The 15,977-nt window shown below is 43.7% G+C and carries 15 protein-coding genes; 9 read left to right on the forward strand and 6 right to left on the reverse strand.

Annotated elements, in window-relative coordinates; translation table 11 throughout:
* Positions 1-65: 65 nt before the first annotated feature.
* The gene (locus R7P64_RS06845) at positions 66-1,442 is read right to left on the reverse strand and encodes an MATE family efflux transporter (RefSeq protein ID WP_005378048.1); all 1,377 of its coding nucleotides are present in this window, start codon (positions 1,440-1,442) and stop codon (positions 66-68) included.
* A 94-nt stretch (positions 1,443-1,536) separates the two neighbouring features.
* On the opposite strand from R7P64_RS06845, the gene R7P64_RS06850 reads away from it, so the two are divergent.
* The gene (locus tag R7P64_RS06850; protein WP_213973303.1) at positions 1,537-2,988 is read left to right on the forward strand and encodes a DUF2867 domain-containing protein; all 1,452 of its coding nucleotides are present in this window, start codon (positions 1,537-1,539) and stop codon (positions 2,986-2,988) included.
* A 30-nt stretch (positions 2,989-3,018) separates the two neighbouring features.
* On the opposite strand, the gene R7P64_RS06855 is transcribed toward R7P64_RS06850, so the two are convergent.
* The 3 genes from R7P64_RS06855 to rsuA form a co-directional block, all read right to left on the reverse strand.
* Positions 3,019-3,681, reverse strand: coding sequence for a DUF2913 family protein (locus R7P64_RS06855; RefSeq protein WP_005378053.1), 663 nt, complete (start codon positions 3,679-3,681; stop codon positions 3,019-3,021).
* Positions 3,681-4,883, reverse strand: coding sequence for a Bcr/CflA family multidrug efflux MFS transporter (locus tag R7P64_RS06860; protein ID WP_017820848.1), 1,203 nt, complete (start codon positions 4,881-4,883; stop codon positions 3,681-3,683). Before R7P64_RS06860 ends, R7P64_RS06855 begins: the two co-directional genes overlap by 1 nt.
* A gap of 436 nt (positions 4,884-5,319) precedes the next feature.
* Positions 5,320-6,021, reverse strand: coding sequence for a 16S rRNA pseudouridine(516) synthase RsuA (gene rsuA, locus R7P64_RS06865; protein WP_005378059.1), 702 nt, complete (start codon positions 6,019-6,021; stop codon positions 5,320-5,322).
* Positions 6,022-6,142: 121 nt separating this feature from the next.
* Here rsuA and R7P64_RS06870 point away from each other — a divergent pair, with 121 nt between their 5' ends.
* From R7P64_RS06870 to rplY, 5 genes are all read left to right on the forward strand, one after another.
* Positions 6,143-7,894, forward strand: a complete 1,752-nt coding sequence (locus R7P64_RS06870; RefSeq protein ID WP_021707635.1) for a DEAD/DEAH box helicase — start codon at positions 6,143-6,145, stop codon at positions 7,892-7,894.
* A 155-nt stretch (positions 7,895-8,049) separates the two neighbouring features.
* Positions 8,050-8,415, forward strand: coding sequence for a PepSY domain-containing protein (locus tag R7P64_RS06875; protein ID WP_372008595.1), 366 nt, complete (start codon positions 8,050-8,052; stop codon positions 8,413-8,415).
* Positions 8,416-8,491: 76 nt separating this feature from the next.
* A complete protein-coding gene (locus R7P64_RS06880; protein WP_005378073.1) occupies positions 8,492-9,151 on the forward strand; it encodes a response regulator transcription factor in 660 nt (219 codons plus the stop codon).
* Positions 9,141-10,490: an ATP-binding protein gene (locus R7P64_RS06885; RefSeq protein WP_213973305.1), complete on the forward strand. Its 1,350-nt coding sequence runs from the start codon at positions 9,141-9,143 to the stop codon at positions 10,488-10,490. Before R7P64_RS06880 ends, R7P64_RS06885 begins: the two co-directional genes overlap by 11 nt.
* 284 nt (positions 10,491-10,774) lie before the next feature.
* Positions 10,775-11,053: a 50S ribosomal protein L25 gene (gene rplY / locus R7P64_RS06890; protein ID WP_005378066.1), complete on the forward strand. Its 279-nt coding sequence runs from the start codon at positions 10,775-10,777 to the stop codon at positions 11,051-11,053.
* A gap of 146 nt (positions 11,054-11,199) precedes the next feature.
* On the opposite strand, the gene R7P64_RS06895 is transcribed toward rplY, so the two are convergent.
* Positions 11,200-11,715 carry a GNAT family N-acetyltransferase gene (locus tag R7P64_RS06895; RefSeq protein ID WP_064353820.1) on the reverse strand — a complete coding sequence of 172 codons (516 nt, stop codon included), beginning with the start codon at positions 11,713-11,715 and terminating at the stop codon, positions 11,200-11,202.
* A gap of 751 nt (positions 11,716-12,466) precedes the next feature.
* Between R7P64_RS06895 and ushA the strand changes: the two genes are divergently transcribed.
* A complete protein-coding gene (ushA, locus tag R7P64_RS06900; protein WP_005378064.1) occupies positions 12,467-14,155 on the forward strand; it encodes a bifunctional UDP-sugar hydrolase/5'-nucleotidase UshA in 1,689 nt (562 codons plus the stop codon).
* A 415-nt stretch (positions 14,156-14,570) separates the two neighbouring features.
* Positions 14,571-14,792 (forward strand): hypothetical protein, encoded by a 222-nt coding sequence (locus R7P64_RS06905; RefSeq protein WP_005386686.1) that lies wholly within the window; start codon positions 14,571-14,573, stop codon positions 14,790-14,792.
* A gap of 135 nt (positions 14,793-14,927) precedes the next feature.
* On the opposite strand, the gene R7P64_RS06910 is transcribed toward R7P64_RS06905, so the two are convergent.
* Positions 14,928-15,176 (reverse strand): DUF1289 domain-containing protein, encoded by a 249-nt coding sequence (locus R7P64_RS06910; protein WP_213880098.1) that lies wholly within the window; start codon positions 15,174-15,176, stop codon positions 14,928-14,930.
* Positions 15,177-15,360: 184 nt separating this feature from the next.
* Here R7P64_RS06910 and R7P64_RS06915 point away from each other — a divergent pair, with 184 nt between their 5' ends.
* Complete coding sequence (locus tag R7P64_RS06915; RefSeq protein WP_213880096.1) at positions 15,361-15,807, forward strand: META domain-containing protein; 447 nt, start codon at positions 15,361-15,363, stop codon at positions 15,805-15,807.
* Positions 15,808-15,977: the final 170 nt, after the last annotated feature.

Raw genomic sequence — 15,977 nt, forward strand, 5'->3', positions numbered from 1 at the left:
TTCTGTTGCTAATTTTGTTGACGTTTTGAGCAGATTTTTGCAGCCAAAATAAACTCTGTTCCTCCTTACTGGCCAATCAGGTTTTTCATCCATTTTCGGCTAACCATTCTTGGCAAGCAAATCGCCCACTTCACAACTTCTTCCGTCAAAAAGAGTAAGTAAACCCATTGTGGGTCCCAATTGAGATAAATCGCTGCAAATGCTGCGAGTGGAATCCCGATCACCCACTGTGCCAAGATGTCTTGATACAAACAAAACTTAACATCACCGCCCGCACGTAATACACCAACAATCGCCATCATCGGCACCGAGCGTAGCACAACACCCAACGCAAGAATCACCATAAACTGTTCAGCTAGCTCGCGAGTGTCTGTTGTCAGTGCACTAAACGCATTAAGGATCCATTGATTTGACACTATCAACAAGACGGCGACCACAAATGCGATAAGCACATTCAAAATGACCGTAGCCCATGCTTGATAATAAACGGGTTCAAAATTACGAGCGCCGAGCTGGTTCCCGACTAGAACTGCAGCCGCATTCGATAAACCAATCATCATCGCCAATGCGATCGACTCAACAGGTGTCATTACGGAAAGTGCCGCCAAACCTTGTACGCCTGCTTGCCCCATGATGGCGTGATAAGCAAACAGCCCACCAGCCCACGCCAAGAAGTTAAATGTGGTTGGCAAAGAGAGGCTCAAGAAACGCGTAATTTTATCTAAGACCAATCCTGCGCGTATATCATCCCAACCAAATGCGATTATGTGTTTTTTCAACCATAGATAACCAAACAGGCAACCTACTTCGATCGCGCCACTGATTACCGTTGCGATCGCTGCTCCCGTAATACCCAGAGCAGGAAAGCCTAATTGACCAAAAATTAAAACCCAGTTAAGAAACACATTAGATAAAATGCCTATACCACTAAAAAAAGTGCTTAAGCCTGGTTGGTGCATCGCCCTTAGGCCCACCGACATACTGGCCACACATGCAACAGCAAACATGCTAACCGACGAAATAATGAGATAGCTGGCCCCTAGCTCAATCACTTCTTGTGAATCGGTAGTCAAACTCATGATGGGCTGTGGAAAAACAACAAACAAAGCAACAGCAATCGCAGCAAACATCATTGCGATCATCCATGTTAAAGCGGTACTGCGACGCACCCCAACTTTATCGCCAGCCCCCCAATATTGAGCGGTTAACAATGCACCACCCGTTGTCACCCCAACTAACATAATGGTGGTGACGAAAGTCGCGCGCGCAGCAACTCCAACTGCGGCAATTTCTGCTTCACCAAGTTGACCAAGCATAAGAACATCGACGAGGCTTCGGCTTGAAAACATCATGCTTTGCAGTGTAATTGGTAACGCGATTGCAAATAAACGACGTAAGAATGCTTTATCTGCGTGTATTGAGAGTTGAGAAAGAAAAGTCACAAGCGCTCCAACGACAACTTATTGATAGAATGGGGAAAGTGTCTCATGATTATACTCTGTGGTGTTTATTCCACCAACGATAAAAGGACAGATAATGAAAAAGGTGTTGGTGCTAGGCGCCTCGGGTTACATTGGCTCTCAACTTCTTCCGTTACTTTTAGATAAAGGTTACGCCGTCACAGCAGCGGCGCGACATATTGATTATTTAGAGTCAAGAACTCAGCCTCACCCTAATTTAACGTTAAGGTATCTCGACTTGGCTGACGCAGAGACCACGAAGGCTGTAGTGAACGATTTTGATTTAGTATTTTTTCTCGTGCACGGGATGGCTCAAGGTGATGACTTTGTTGAGTACGAACTAAACCTTGCTTTGAACTTCAAATATGCGTTGGAACAAAGCTCCGTCGAGCATGTTATCTATTTGAGTGCCATTCAACCTCAAACCGGAAACTCTCGCCATTTAGCCGCTCGTAAAGCCACGGGAAAAATAATTCGACAGTCTGGTATTCCAGTAACTGAATTGCGTGCAGGCGTTATCATCGGCCCCGGCTCTGCCGCTTTCGAAATCATGCGTGACTTTGTCTACAACTTACCTATTTTGATCGCGCCTAAATGGGTCGACTCAAAAGCGAACCCTATCGCCTTGCCCAATCTCAACCACTATTTGTTGAAGTTAGCAGAAGCCCCCTATCCAGAAGAAAGTGAAATTTATGAAGTTGGAGGGCCAGATACACTTAGCTACCGCGAACAGTTCAAAGTCATTTGCCGAATCACGAACAAGCCGTATCGACTGTGGTCGACCCCGCTACTTACTCCGAAAATGGCATCGTACTGGCTAGGTTTAGTTACCTCAGTGCCAACTAGTATCGGTAAAGCATTACTTGCGGGCTTAGAGCACGACTACATTGCAAACTCCAAAGCGATTGAAGAACGATTTCCTCAAACGCTGATCAGCTACGAGCAAGCGGTAACTGATACCATTCAAGATGAAGGCACATTTGTACGCAGTAATGTCTGGGGGTTTGAACCCGCAGCGCTTCGTCGATGGCAACCAGGATATGGCTATTACCCAAAACAAGCTGGAGCGAGCATTAAAACTCATGCCTCCGCTGCGGCATTATGGAAAGTGGCGCAAAAGATCGGGAGTCGCGAAAAAGGCTATTACTTTGCCAACATCTTGTGGCGTACACGTGAATGGCTCGATATCTTTTTTGGTGGCGGAAAACCGATTCGCGTTTCTCCTCCTGGACCAGAGCTTAAAGTCGGTGATTTTATTGACTCTTGGAAAGTGATTCGCTGCGATAATAATCAGTTTCTTTCACTGTTTTTTGGTATGAAAGGCCCAGGCCTTGGGCGTTTAGAAATTACCATCAAAGATCTCGGTGACGAACGAGAGCTGGATATTACCGCCTGGTGGCACCCGCAAGGGTTTCTTGGGCTGCTTTATTGGTTTGCAATGATGCCAGCCCATCTTTTCATATTTAAAGGCATGGTCAAAGCCATCGCGAAAGAAGCAAACCGTTTAGAAAACAAAAAGCCCCAATAACAGGGGCTTCTAAACACTCACAATGTCACTTTAGTCAGCTTTGAACGAGAGTGGGATTTCGGCTAACTGGTTGCCTTCGTTTGCTGGAAAAATAAGGTACTCGCCATGGTATTTCACCATCGATTTGTAGTCTGTTACCTTATGTACCATAAAGCCCGCTTGCGCTGCTTTCTCAACAAACTCAGCATGATTGCCACGCACAAACCAACTCATTGGCTTTACGAGCAACTCGCCATCAAAACAGCTTTCGCATTGGTCTGCACATAACGCTAAAGAGTTTTGACCTTCAGTGAAGATTTGTACTTTGCCGCACCCAATCAGTTGCTCAGACGTTGAGACTTCCCAGCCTGCTTGCTCCATCAAATCAAGAAAAGACTCAATATCTGAATCTTTGAACACTTTGGAGTCTTCACCTTCAGGGAAGAATTGCGCATAAAAAGCGGAAATACGCTTGAAGATAAACAACAAACCAGCATCGTTCCCCTTTGAGCGACCTGCTTTTTGCCAACGCGTTAAGTCATCGCCTACCGTACGTCCGAAACGTTGTGATTTTAGCGCCTTTGTTACCCAACGCACTAAATAATGGTTATTCGCAACAGGGGCATTGGCTAACTTACCTGAGCGATGCTCTTGATCTAACTCTTCAAGTGCTGAGTTAACCAAGTTTTGAATTTCTTTGGTGTAATTCGACATTACGCCTTTCTTCCTAAAGTCCAATAAAACAGTGCTGAAAGCACAGAACAAGCAAACATTACGATGATCATCGGCCAAGCAACATTCCCGGGCAGTGATGCCACCAGCGCACCAACCAATGAACCGATACCGAATCTTAATGTCCCCGCTAGAGACGACGCCGTACCCGCCATTGATGGGTAACCACTTAAAAGCAGCGCCATCGCGTTACTACCTATCGTCGACAATGTACCGATAAACAGCACAACAAAAGGTACAATGCCCCATAATCCGAAGTCCATTAACCAACTTACGAATAAACCAATCCCCGCCAAAAGTTGCACGAACAACCCAAAACGAAGCATGGCATGGGAACCAACTTTCTTCACCAAGCGACCATTAATACTGGTCATGATGATCATCGCCACAATGTTCAAACCAAATAGGTAACCAAAGTGGTCTGGTCGAACACCATATAAATCAATATAAACAAACGAACCCGCCGTCAAAAATGCAAACATTCCGGAAAATGAAAACGCACCTGAGAGCATCAAACCGATCGCTTCAGGATTGGAGCATAATCTGGCGTAGTTTCTCAGCGTCGTGCGGAAACGAAGAGGCTGACGATTTTCAGGCTGTAACGTTTCAGGGATTTTCCAAAGTACGAGAAAAATCACAACTACAGCGAAAATAGCTAGTACCCAAAAAATGGAACGCCAACCAAACCAAATCGCGAGATGGCCACCGATCATCGGTGCCACCAACGGCGCAATAGTAATGACCAGAGTAACGAAGGACATTGCGCGTGCAAAGTCTTCACGGTCAAACATGTCACGCACGACGGCTTGGATAATGACCGCCGCTGCCGCGCCAGCAAAACCTTGTGCCGTACGTACATAGGTCAGCGCATCAATGCCATTTGTTGTCGCACTCACAACGGCAGCCAAGCCGAAGAAAAGTACGCCTAAAATCAACACAGGTCTGCGACCAAAGCTATCGGCAAGCGGCCCGTGAATTAACTGGCCGATCGCAAAACCCGCGGTATAAGCCGTCAACGTAATCTGAACCGCGCCAGGCGCGACCCCCAAATCTTTCGCTATTGTCGGCATCGCAGGCAAATACATATCGATCGCCAAAGGCGTCAAAGCACCAATCGCTCCTAGTACCAGAAACAATAGAAAACTGATTTGGGATTGCGGAGCACTTTGAGCTTTTTCTGTCATTCTTTTACCTCTTGTTGGAGCCCTACCGTCAATACTTGCAGAACAAAGTGAAAATAACGGAAGTTCTCATATCGCTGAATGTAGAAGCCAAAAACCTGTTCTATCCAACGTTCGAGAATCATAAGGGCAAATATATACCAAGGTGTGACCTTGACGAACTCGACATAGAAAAGCATGTGAAAGCGAAATGTGTTTATGGGAAACAAACACAATGCAGTAAAAATGATGGCGTTGACACCATCATTCCATTCACCGTAGCCGAAGGCTTTGCAATAAGAGTATGCATGCATCAGCTAAATGCAAAGGCATATCACTGAGATGAGTAAGCACACCGGAATTGTCTAGGCACTAATTTTGGTAGGAAAATTTATTTTGAGCCAATTCCTACCAAAAGACTAGTTCCTATTAGGAACTAAAGAATTTCCCATGCCGACAATTAATTCCAAATAGAATCAATTTCTTCTTGCGTGAGGTGGCGATAATCACCTGGTTCTAGTGCCTCATCAAGTTCGATAGAACCAATACGCTCACGATGTAAGTACTCAACTTTATTTCCTAACGCCGCGAACATACGTTTCACTTGGTGATACTTACCTTCCACGATAGTTAACAATACTTCATTCTCAGCCTCGTTCACGATTTCCAAACGAGCAGGCAATGTTGCTTCTGATTCATTGCGCAAAATGATGCCTTGTTCGAGCTTTTCCGCGTAATCTGGCTGAATAGCATCGACGAGCCAAACACGGTACGTTTTCTCACACTTATGCTTAGGTGAGGTAATACGATGAGACCACTTACCATCATCCGTAATCAATACTAAACCAGTTGTGTCGACATCTAATCGGCCCGCAAAGTGAAGGTTTTCAATTTTAGGCTCATCAAGCAATGCGAATGCAGTTTGGTTGTAGCCATCTTCATGTGAACAAACAAAGTCAGCAGGCTTATACAACATAATGTAACGAGGACCAGGAGCACCAATAACACGGTCTTCCCACATCACTTCCGCACCTTTAGGTACTTTAAATGCACCACTTTTTTGAACCTCACCGTCAACGGTGATGTCTCCACTTTTGATGATCTTTGTTGCCTGTTTGCGTGTTGCACCCAGAGCGTCACACAAATATTTATCTAAACGCATGAATACCTCATTGAATTATACCCAAGTGATCTCTAAATCTTGGTTTAAAGGTCACTTGGGTATAAAAGTCAGGTATTATAGCGTTCCTCGTTCGAATAGTTGAGCAATTTCACATATTTTCATGTACACACTTCGTCCTTATCAAGCCGACTCGGTTAAAGCCGTTATTCATTACTTTCGTAAACACTCGACACCAGCAGTGATCGTGCTGCCAACCGGTGCAGGAAAAAGCTTGGTGATCGCAGAACTTGCTCGCCTTGCGAAAGGACGAGTGTTAGTCCTCGCCCACGTAAAAGAACTGGTCGAGCAAAACCACGCGAAGTATGAAGGTTATGGTTTAAAAGGTTCTATCTTCTCAGCAGGATTGGGACGAAAAGAAACTGACCAGCAAGTCGTGTTTGCTTCGGTTCAATCGGTCGTACGTAACTTAGATTCGTTCAAAAACCAGTTTTCTCTGCTCGTTATTGATGAGTGCCATCGTGTGCCAGATGACAAAAACAGCAGCTACCAAAAAGTTATTACTCACTTACGAGAACTGAACCCTGGCATTAAGGTGCTGGGACTAACTGCAACGCCCTATCGTTTAGGAATGGGCTGGATTTATCAGTATCACACCCGAGGTCAAGTGCGAACCGAAGAGCCTCGATTCTTCCGCGATTGTATTTTCGAACTGCCGATCCGTTACTTGCTCGACGAAAACTTCCTCACTCCAGCCCGCATGATGGATGCCCCCGTTTTGTCTTACGACTTCTCTCAGCTGAAGCCCGCTAACACCGGACGCTACAAAGAAGCAGAAATGGACATGGTGATCGATAAAGCCAAACGTGCGACTCCGCAAATTGTTGAGCAAATCATGCAATATGCGAAAGAGCGTCAAGGTGTCATGATCTTCGCTGCAACTGTTCGACACGCACAAGAGATACACAGTTTATTGCCAGAAGGCGAAACTGAAATCGTCATTGGTGATACACCTACGCCGGAGCGCGATGCGATCATCCAAGCGTTCAAGAATCGTCAAATAAAATACTTAGTCAATGTTTCGGTACTGACAACCGGGTTTGATGCGCCGCATGTCGATTTAATCGCGATTTTGCGACCAACAGAGTCAGTCAGTCTGTACCAACAGATAGTAGGACGAGGATTACGCTTATCAGACGGAAAATCAGAATGTTTAGTGCTTGATTACGCAGGCAACAGCTACGATTTATACCAACCTGAAGTCGGTGATCCCAAACCAGACTCTGACAGTGAAATTATCACGATTCCTTGCCCGGCTTGCGGATTCAATAACAACTTCTGGGGTAAGTTGGATAGTAACGGTTTCTTGGTTGAACACTTTGGCAGACGTTGCCAAGGTTACTTTGAAGATGAAGACACAGGCGAACGTGAACACTGTGGCTACCGTTTTCGTGCCAAATACTGTGGTGAATGTGGTGCGGACAACGATATTGCTGCACGAATTTGTCATGAGTGTGACGCGACGCTCGTTGACCCAGATAAAAAGCTAAAAGAAGCCCTTAATCTCAAAGATGCATTAATCTTTGAATGCACAGAAATGGACCTATCTGTATTTAAGTCCAGTGATGGTAAATCTCAGCTAAAGGTGACGTATTCTGGTGAACCATACCAAGGCGAAGGCAATGCGTTAGTTCATGAGTTTTGGTCATTGAGTACCAAAAAACAAAAACAAACGTTCAAAGATCAGTTCGTACGCCCCCACTTAGCAGACAAGCATCGCCCTTTTGAAGAGGCTTCACCGACACGCGTTGTAGCTAATCAACATCGTTTCCGTTTGCCTCAGTTTGTTATTGCTAGAAAATCTGGTCGCTTTTGGAAGCTGCGGGATAAGATTTTTGAAGATGAGTTGAAATAACATCGACAACACATGGCAAAACTTAATTAGCTGATTCACTCTCTGTTCATCTATATCCGATATACTGCGGCTAACGCTCCAGAAAAGGTTTGACTATGTATAAAGCAACGACTTCTCTACATTCTGCGTTACTTTTCGGCCTTATCACGACATTCATGTGTGCACCAAGTTTTGCCAAGCATGGCAACGAGTACACATCACAAAATGGCCACGCCATCGTGCAAGATGTCGAAAAGCCAGGAACACGCATCGAATTCGATGAAGATCAAGATGAGGTCTATCGCGCGGTTCAACAAGGATATATACGACCATTTTCGGAACTTTACGCCGCAGTAGAAAACGACCTATACGGCCGCATCATCAAGGTCGAGCTTGAAGAAGATGATGATGCTTGGGTGTATGAATTGAAAATTCTGTACAACAATAGCGTCCTGAAAGTTGAGTACGACGCCGCCACGCTGGAAATGCTTGAGATCAAAGGTCGCAGCTTTAACAAAGCGTTAAAGCCGCAAAACAACTAAACTTGTCTAATGCGTAATCCAGACGCGATGCGTAGCTTACTTCGATAAAAATCCAAACATAATAAGAATCATCAATATGAAAATACTTGTTGTTGAAGATGATCCTCGTTTAGGCGAGCAAATCATCGAAACATTAGAAAGTACCGGCTGGGTACCAGAATTGTCCCAAGATGGCATAGACGCTCTGTATCGCGCGACTTCGGAAGAATGGGACGCCATTGTTCTCGACCTCGGCTTGCCAAAACTGGATGGTCTTACCGTCCTAAAAGGCATCAGAGATGAAAACATTAATACTCCTGTCGTGATTCTAAGCGCTCGCGACACCCTAACGCAGCGAGTTGAAGGCTTAAACGCAGGTGCAGACGATTACCTAACTAAACCATTTGAAATGGTTGAGCTTATCGCTCGTATTCGTGCACAGCTGCGAAGAGCCTCTGGTAATGCCTCTCCTGTGATGCAAATTGGCGACTTGAGCTTGGATACACGCACTTCTAAAGTCATGTGGCAAGGGCAAGCGGTAAGCTTGACGGCGCTAGAGTATAAAGTGGTCGCTTACTTTATGCATAACCCGGAAAAAGTGATTTCTCGAACCGAACTCGTCGAGCACATTTACAAACAAGACTTTGATCGTGACTCCAACACAATCGAAGTTTTTATCGGCCGAATTCGCAAAAAAATCGCACCAAAGATCATCAAAACTGTCCGAGGGTTGGGATACCAATTAAATGCCGAATAGAAACAGGCCACCGTTGAACGCAATAAAACGACTGAGTATCAAAAGTCGCCTCGTTTTAGCGGCGATCGTTTGGTTAACGGCAATGATCCTCGCCGCTGGTGTGACGATACCGACGCAGGTCTACAACTATATGGTTGATGACACTCGCTCACAGCTCAGCATTTTTATGGATGAAGTCGCAGCACAGTTAGAAGTCGATAACACCGGGCATCTTTCACTCGCAGCTCAGCTATCAGACCCTCGATTTAACCGACCTTACAGTGGTTTGTATTGGAGTGCCTCTACAGAGGCAAGCCTCGAACGTTCTCGTTCGTTGTGGGACAAAAAAATCGAATACAAAGGTTTGGATAAAGATGCGTATGGAGCAAGAGGCGAAAAACTAATTACGCTAGAAAAAGCGCTGTATCTTCCTGATTACGATGGTTCTATTCACATTATTATTGGTATTGACGAAGAGCCCATTAAAAATACCCTTCAGACGTTAATCGGCCAACTTTGGCTTATTTTGGGTTTATTATTCGCGGGCGTACTTACCGTCATTTTACTGCAAATTGCTTGGTCATTGAGTCCGCTTACAAAGCTACAAAAAGAATTAGCCGAGCTGAAGTCTGGTAATAAAAAGAGTCTAGAAGAAACCTACCCAAAAGAGATTTCTCCTCTAATCTTCGACCTCAACGCTCTACTGTTCCATTACCAAGAATTACTAGAGAGAGCTCGCAATCATGCAGGTAACCTATCTCATGCACTTAAAACGCCACTTTCTGTTCTAAAAAATGAAGTTCAGACGTTAGAACCTGAGGCACAATCCCGTCTCCGAGCTCCAATAAATCAAATACAAGACCATATCGATTACCATTTGGGTCGTGCCCGTATGGCCGGATCGATGAACATATTATCAGTGAAGTCGAACCCAGCAGATCGTGTGGATGCTATCTCAATGGCGTTTGATAAAGTGTATGCGAGCCGAAGCATTACCTTAATTAATGAACTTGATTCAGAGCTGAATGTAGCAGTAGAGCAGACCGATCTCGATGAAATGCTAGGTAACTTGCTAGAAAATGGCTATAAGTGGGCCAACAGCATGATTCGTGTACACTCCTCTCAGGACAAGGAAAATATACACATCATTATTGAAGATGATGGGCCAGGCATCCCTAAAGAGAAACTGAGTCAAGTAATCAAGAGAGGAGTTAGATTGGATGAAACAACCCCTGGCTCAGGTCTTGGTCTAAACATAGTCAGTGAAATGGCACACAGTTACCGAGGTCAATTAACATTGGATACAAGCGCTTTAGGTGGATTAAAAGCATCTTTAGTCTTACATCTCAGCCGAACATAAAGCATATAACACATAAACTTTGTTCTTCGGACCATGATTAGTAAACCGATGAAAATGAAGTCGATGTGAACAAAATCCAAGCAAAGCGTTAAAAGGGATAGCCTTCCACCCCGCTAAATCATACCTTTTTGTTGATTTGGATACGATTTGGGTTGCCCATTTATAAGTGGAATGATAGTATCCGCGCTCGCTTGAACAGTTCCTGTTTCAAGCTTTACCACGAACAACAAGGTCGCATTGTTGATTGTGAACATTTGATTTTTACTAATTTGAGAGTAAATACTATGAAATTCGAAGCAGTAGTACGTACTGAACTAGGTAAAGGTGCGAGCCGCCGCCTACGTCACGCTGGCAAATTCCCTGCAGTTGTATACGGCGGTGAAGAAGCAGCAGTAGCTATCGTTCTTAACCACGACGACATCGTAAACCAAATGGACAAGCCTGAATTCTACGAAGGCATCGTTCTAGTTATCGATGGCAAAGAAGTTAAAGTTAAGCCACAAGACGTTCAACGTCACGCGTTCAAGCCAAAAGTTGAACACATGGACTTCATCCGCATCTAATTCCCTACCAAGGAATTAATCGGATTAGATCCAAACCTTTTGCATAAAAGATAATCGGACTTACCAACCGAGACATCTAAAAATTTCAAAACCCCGGAGTCTTACCACCTCCGGGGTTTTACTATATTTGGCATATAACATTTGATTTATGAACGGGCAATATACTTCACTAAAGTGAGATCGGTCAGCGTCATACTATCAATCACTTCCGACTCTTCCTCTCCAGTACGCACAAAACCACACTTCTTGTAAAAGTTAAGCCCCTGTTGATTAGTATCCAGTGCTTTCAAACTGATCTGCATAACTGACGTAGAGAGCAAACGTGTCTCTAACTCATCTAACAGTGCACTTCCTGCTCCTTGCCCATAATGTAGCGGCGTAACGTAGCAACATGTCACTAATGCCGTTTTATCTTCGCTGGTGTGGTTAGGTAACTCGTAACTTAAAAAGCCAACAATTTCTCCTTGCCTCTCAACTACGATCAATTGGGCCAGTTGCTCCGTCATCACTCGTGCCCACATCCTTTCTCGACGCTCAATCGTAAACTGCTCTATGTAGCTCTTTGGCATTAATCCTTTATACGCCACCTGCCAAGAATCAACGTGTATCTTGGCGATTTGGGCTGCTTCCTTTTTGAGTGCGTCCCTTACTGTGTATCTCATAAGCATCCTTTATTAGCGTTCACCACTTACAAATTCTTTTAACCCTACCCTTTAAACCAAAGCTCAAAGATAACAGCTACAGTCGCAACGCTTTACATTAATCCATTTCATTTTCATTAATTAAATGATAGTTCACATCATAATATTCGAAGAAGAACGAACCATTATTTACTTTTCATTTTGACTCATTAGGTTGAATCTATTTGTTTAAACACTCAAGTGTCAAATGCGGAATAAGCACGATAAGGTATCGGATGAGGATAAATAAACGATGCCTAAAGCATAAGGTTTCTAAACGATCGCAATTATAGTAAAGAGATAAATACAATTTTTGATAGAGTTAGGCAGAATAAAGCCATAATCAAATGAGTTTCAATTCTGTGCTGTTCATTATGCATACAAACCGAGCCCCTCATCATTAGAGCGAAAATTTATAACGATTTGTGTCATACCTATTAGGGAAAACATAAACTTGGCAAAATTATCACCAAAATCAGCGTAATACTTCGCAAAAATGCGCATTGATTCACATAAACAACACACATTCAATTAACTACCTCACAAAAAATAGAGCTAGCTATATAAAATAAATACTAAATACCAATTCTGTTTATTTATAGACGTAGTTTGCAGGCTTATTAATTCATTTCTCCGATAGAAGTATAAATAAGAGATAGATCACTAAAGTTTCACATTAATTCCGTATATTTCACGCCGTAACAATAACAAAATCACAAAGAAAGGATCCCTTATGAAGTTTTCCAAATCTCTTTTGGTAGTGGCAGTGGGCGCTGCGCTAGCAGGATGCGGCTCAGACAGCGACAATTCTCCAGTAACCTGCGAGACTGCAGATTCTTGTACTAAGTTCACCGTTCTCCACACTAACGATAACCATGGTCGCTTTTGGCATAACAGCGACGGCGAATACGGCATGGCTGCGCGTCACACTTTAATTGAATCTATCCGCGCAGAAGTCGAAGCAAAAGGCGGTGAAACCATTCTGCTATCTGGCGGTGATATTAATACCGGTGTACCAGAATCAGACATGCAAGATGCGGTTCCAGACTTCGTAGGGATGAACCTACTTGGTTACGATGCAATGGCTGTCGGTAACCACGAATTTGATAACTCACTAGATATTCTCGATATGCAAGCCGAGCTAGCTGACTTCCCTATGCTGGCTGCGAATATCTATAAAAAAGATACAAACGAGCGTTACTTCGACCCTTACAAAGTATTTACTATCAACGGCCTTAAGATCGCTGTTATTGGTCTAACAACGCAAGACACTGCGAAGCTAGTCAATCCAGACAACGTATCAAACATCCACTTCGAAGACCCTCAAGTAGAAATCAAAAAGGTACTGAAGGAAATCGAAGAGAACGAAAAGGTAGACCTAGTATTTGCAACAACGCACATGGGTCACTACGAAGATGGCAAAAACGGTAGTGAAGCACCAGGTGACGTTAAACTCGCTCGCTCTCTTGAAGAAGGACAGCTAAACGCTATCATCGGTGGTCACTCACAAAACCCTGTATGTATGGAACCAGGTACCAATGAGTATGCTGATTTCAAACCTGGGGATGATTGTGCCCCAGACCAACAAAAAGGCACTTGGATTATGCAAGCGCATGAGTGGGGTAAATATGTGGGTCGTGCTGACTTCGAATACTACGACGGCAAGCTTCACTTAGCGAACTACGCACTGATTCCTGTAAACCTTCTAGACGAAAACGATGAAGTTATCGGTGAACGAATTCAACAAGATGCAACAGTAAAAGCGTTACTACTGCCATACCAACAACAAGGTCAAGAGTTATTAGATGAGAAGATTTCTAATACGACGGGTAAGTTAGAAGGTGATCGTAACGTAGTTCGCTCTCAACAAACTAACCTAGGTCACCTACTCGGCGAGGCATACCGTACTTACAAAACGGTAAATGCTGACTTTGGTGTGATGAACTCTGGCGGCGTGCGTGATTCAATCCAAGATGGTGATATCACTTACCGTGACGTACTAACAGTTCAGCCATTTGGTAACTTCGTGACTAAAGCAACTATGACAGGTAAAGAAGTTAAAGAATACCTAGACGTGGTTGCGACGAAATCTGCAGGTTCTGGTGCTTACGCTCAACTAGATAACATCACTTTAGATGTAAATTGTGATGCTGGCTCAGTAACCATTACCGATATTAACAATAAAGGCTTCGATCTAGACGCAACGTACACATTCTCTGTAATCAGCTTCAGTGCTGCTGGTGGCGATAACTATCCAATCATCGATGTTCAATCTACACAGCTAACCGATGCATACGTTTTGCGCGAGTTCTTCGTAAACAACCCACAAATCTCTGCGGATAACTACAACAAGAACTTAGAGAACATCAAGTACTTCAGTAATGGCCAACCAGTAAAAGGTTGTCCTGCAACTGGTAGCTAATACTCAACACCTTACCCCTGGCGCTAAGAGCTTTTACAAGCAATTTCGTCAGGGCTTTCCTTAAAACCGAAGCTTTGTGCTTCGGTTTTTTATTTTCGATAAATTACTGAAAACTCTCCACCTTCACAATATGTTCAAAAATTGTTCATTTGTGTTATTGACGCCCCTGTGTTGGGCTTCTATGTTTGATAAGGTCTTTTAAATATGCAGGTTCATCGGCTAAATTTCGCGAAACATTTTTAATCGCATAGTCAATGATTCTGAGAAAGATGTGAATGGCGTTACAAACACTGCTCTCAAACAATTTGTCTTTGGACTTCAAACGATGGTGATGTGCCTCCACGCGCACACTAATGAGCAGCGATCTGGACGTCAATGTATTCAAACTGCTGCCATCGAGTTCTGGAGGTCAAAAATGAAACGAGCCAGCAATAGCTACAGACTCCAAATGATCAAAGAAGTAGTTACCCGTAGAGAGCGTGAAGCTTGTACGGATCCTATGGCGAGATATATTCATCAACTGATGGATGAACGCCCAACAAGTAAATTAGATGTTGAATTCAATCATCGATTTTCAGGAAATCACTTCGACGAACAAGCGGGAGGCTGGGTTAGCGACCGTTGGTCGATGAAATAACGCCAATTACCGCTCTATAGGGAAAATGGATAGGAGATTCCCGGTTCTTAAAGGACACCTTGCCGGACCGGGAATATGTAAAAGCCTAATCAGAACCGAAAGCGAAGGCGTAACCCCACAGACTGAACAAGAATTCTAGAATAAGTCTTGTTGAGGCGATGACTCATCTTGAAGCTGTTTTGGCTTCGTCTTCCCTGCCAACATCTTTCTTCTGTACCTTTGACGACACAACTTAATAACGTGCAACTGCTGAGCGGGGGTTAAGTTAAGCCAATTAAACCTTTCCTCTCTCTTTCTCATACACCCCTTGCAATACCCTTTTTCATCGGAGGTACATACTCCAACACAAGGGCTTGGGACAGTAAAAAACTCCAGTTGCTCCATACTAAAACCGCTCTTTCCATATTAGGGCGTATTGGCCTAGTTTAAATAATGAGAAGATTAGTCAGCAACAAAACTTGCTATATGCTTCGTTATGTCAAAAACATACGAAACCATAACCTTATGCTGACAAAAACAGTGTTTTATTACTTATACTTACCGCGTTTATAAAAACGGAGTCTATAAAATGAAGCTTAGCCTAAAAACGTTAGTTACAGCAATCTCTCTCCCTGTTCTTATGACTGCTTGTGCTAGCAACGGTGATGATGTGAAAGAAATAACGGCTCAAGATTTGCAGCACCACAACTGGGAACTTGTTCAAGTTGATGGCAAAAATATCGTTCTAGACGAACACCAAAAAGCGGCTCGCCTAGAAATCGGTGAAAATCTAATCGCAAACGGCAACGCAGGTTGTAACAACTTCTTCGGTCAAGCCGAGCTGAAAAACAACCAACTACGCATCGAAAAAATGGGCATGACCATGAAGATGTGTATGGAAGATCAAATGAAGATCGAAAACGCAATGACACAAACACTATCTAACTGGAGCGATATCACGCTAACTAAAGATGGTCTTGTTCTGAAAAGTGCCGATCACGAATTGACGTTTACACTACGTGACTGGGTAAACTAATCCCAACTAAGTAAACCAGATAGTATCTTAAAGCAGCCAAACGGCTGCTTTTTTTATATCGATGAATCGTTAGTCATGCATGCTAAAGTCATTTAAATGGCCAACTTTCTTTCTCTTTTCGCCCTCAATTCCATGCTTTAGACATCAATTTTGCTCTGTAAAACAACCTA

It is taken from the genome of Vibrio sp. 2304 (assembly GCF_033339475.1).
In the GTDB taxonomy this organism is placed as follows: domain Bacteria; phylum Pseudomonadota; class Gammaproteobacteria; order Enterobacterales; family Vibrionaceae; genus Vibrio; species Vibrio alginolyticus.

What these genes read in the sequence shown, in the direction of transcription:
- R7P64_RS06895 (WP_064353820.1), bottom strand. Translation starts at nt 11,715, where the DNA reads ATGAGATACACAGTAAGGGACGCACTCAAAAAGGAAGCAGCCCAAATC.
- R7P64_RS06910 (WP_213880098.1), bottom strand. Translation starts at nt 15,176, where the DNA reads ATGGAGCAACTGGAGTTTTTTACTGTCCCAAGCCCTTGTGTTGGAGTA.
- rsuA (WP_005378059.1), bottom strand. Translation starts at nt 6,021, where the DNA reads ATGCGTTTAGATAAATATTTGTGTGACGCTCTGGGTGCAACACGCAAA.
- R7P64_RS06905 (WP_005386686.1), top strand. Translation starts at nt 14,571, where the DNA reads ATGAAACGAGCCAGCAATAGCTACAGACTCCAAATGATCAAAGAAGTA.
- rplY (WP_005378066.1), top strand. Translation starts at nt 10,775, where the DNA reads ATGAAATTCGAAGCAGTAGTACGTACTGAACTAGGTAAAGGTGCGAGC.
- R7P64_RS06885 (WP_213973305.1), top strand. Translation starts at nt 9,141, where the DNA reads ATGCCGAATAGAAACAGGCCACCGTTGAACGCAATAAAACGACTGAGT.
- R7P64_RS06880 (WP_005378073.1), top strand. Translation starts at nt 8,492, where the DNA reads ATGAAAATACTTGTTGTTGAAGATGATCCTCGTTTAGGCGAGCAAATC.
- R7P64_RS06870 (WP_021707635.1), top strand. Translation starts at nt 6,143, where the DNA reads ATGTACACACTTCGTCCTTATCAAGCCGACTCGGTTAAAGCCGTTATT.
- R7P64_RS06850 (WP_213973303.1), top strand. Translation starts at nt 1,537, where the DNA reads ATGAAAAAGGTGTTGGTGCTAGGCGCCTCGGGTTACATTGGCTCTCAA.
- R7P64_RS06860 (WP_017820848.1), bottom strand. Translation starts at nt 4,883, where the DNA reads ATGACAGAAAAAGCTCAAAGTGCTCCGCAATCCCAAATCAGTTTTCTA.
- R7P64_RS06855 (WP_005378053.1), bottom strand. Translation starts at nt 3,681, where the DNA reads ATGTCGAATTACACCAAAGAAATTCAAAACTTGGTTAACTCAGCACTT.
- R7P64_RS06875 (WP_372008595.1), top strand. Translation starts at nt 8,050, where the DNA reads ATGTGTGCACCAAGTTTTGCCAAGCATGGCAACGAGTACACATCACAA.
- ushA (WP_005378064.1), top strand. Translation starts at nt 12,467, where the DNA reads ATGAAGTTTTCCAAATCTCTTTTGGTAGTGGCAGTGGGCGCTGCGCTA.
- R7P64_RS06915 (WP_213880096.1), top strand. Translation starts at nt 15,361, where the DNA reads ATGAAGCTTAGCCTAAAAACGTTAGTTACAGCAATCTCTCTCCCTGTT.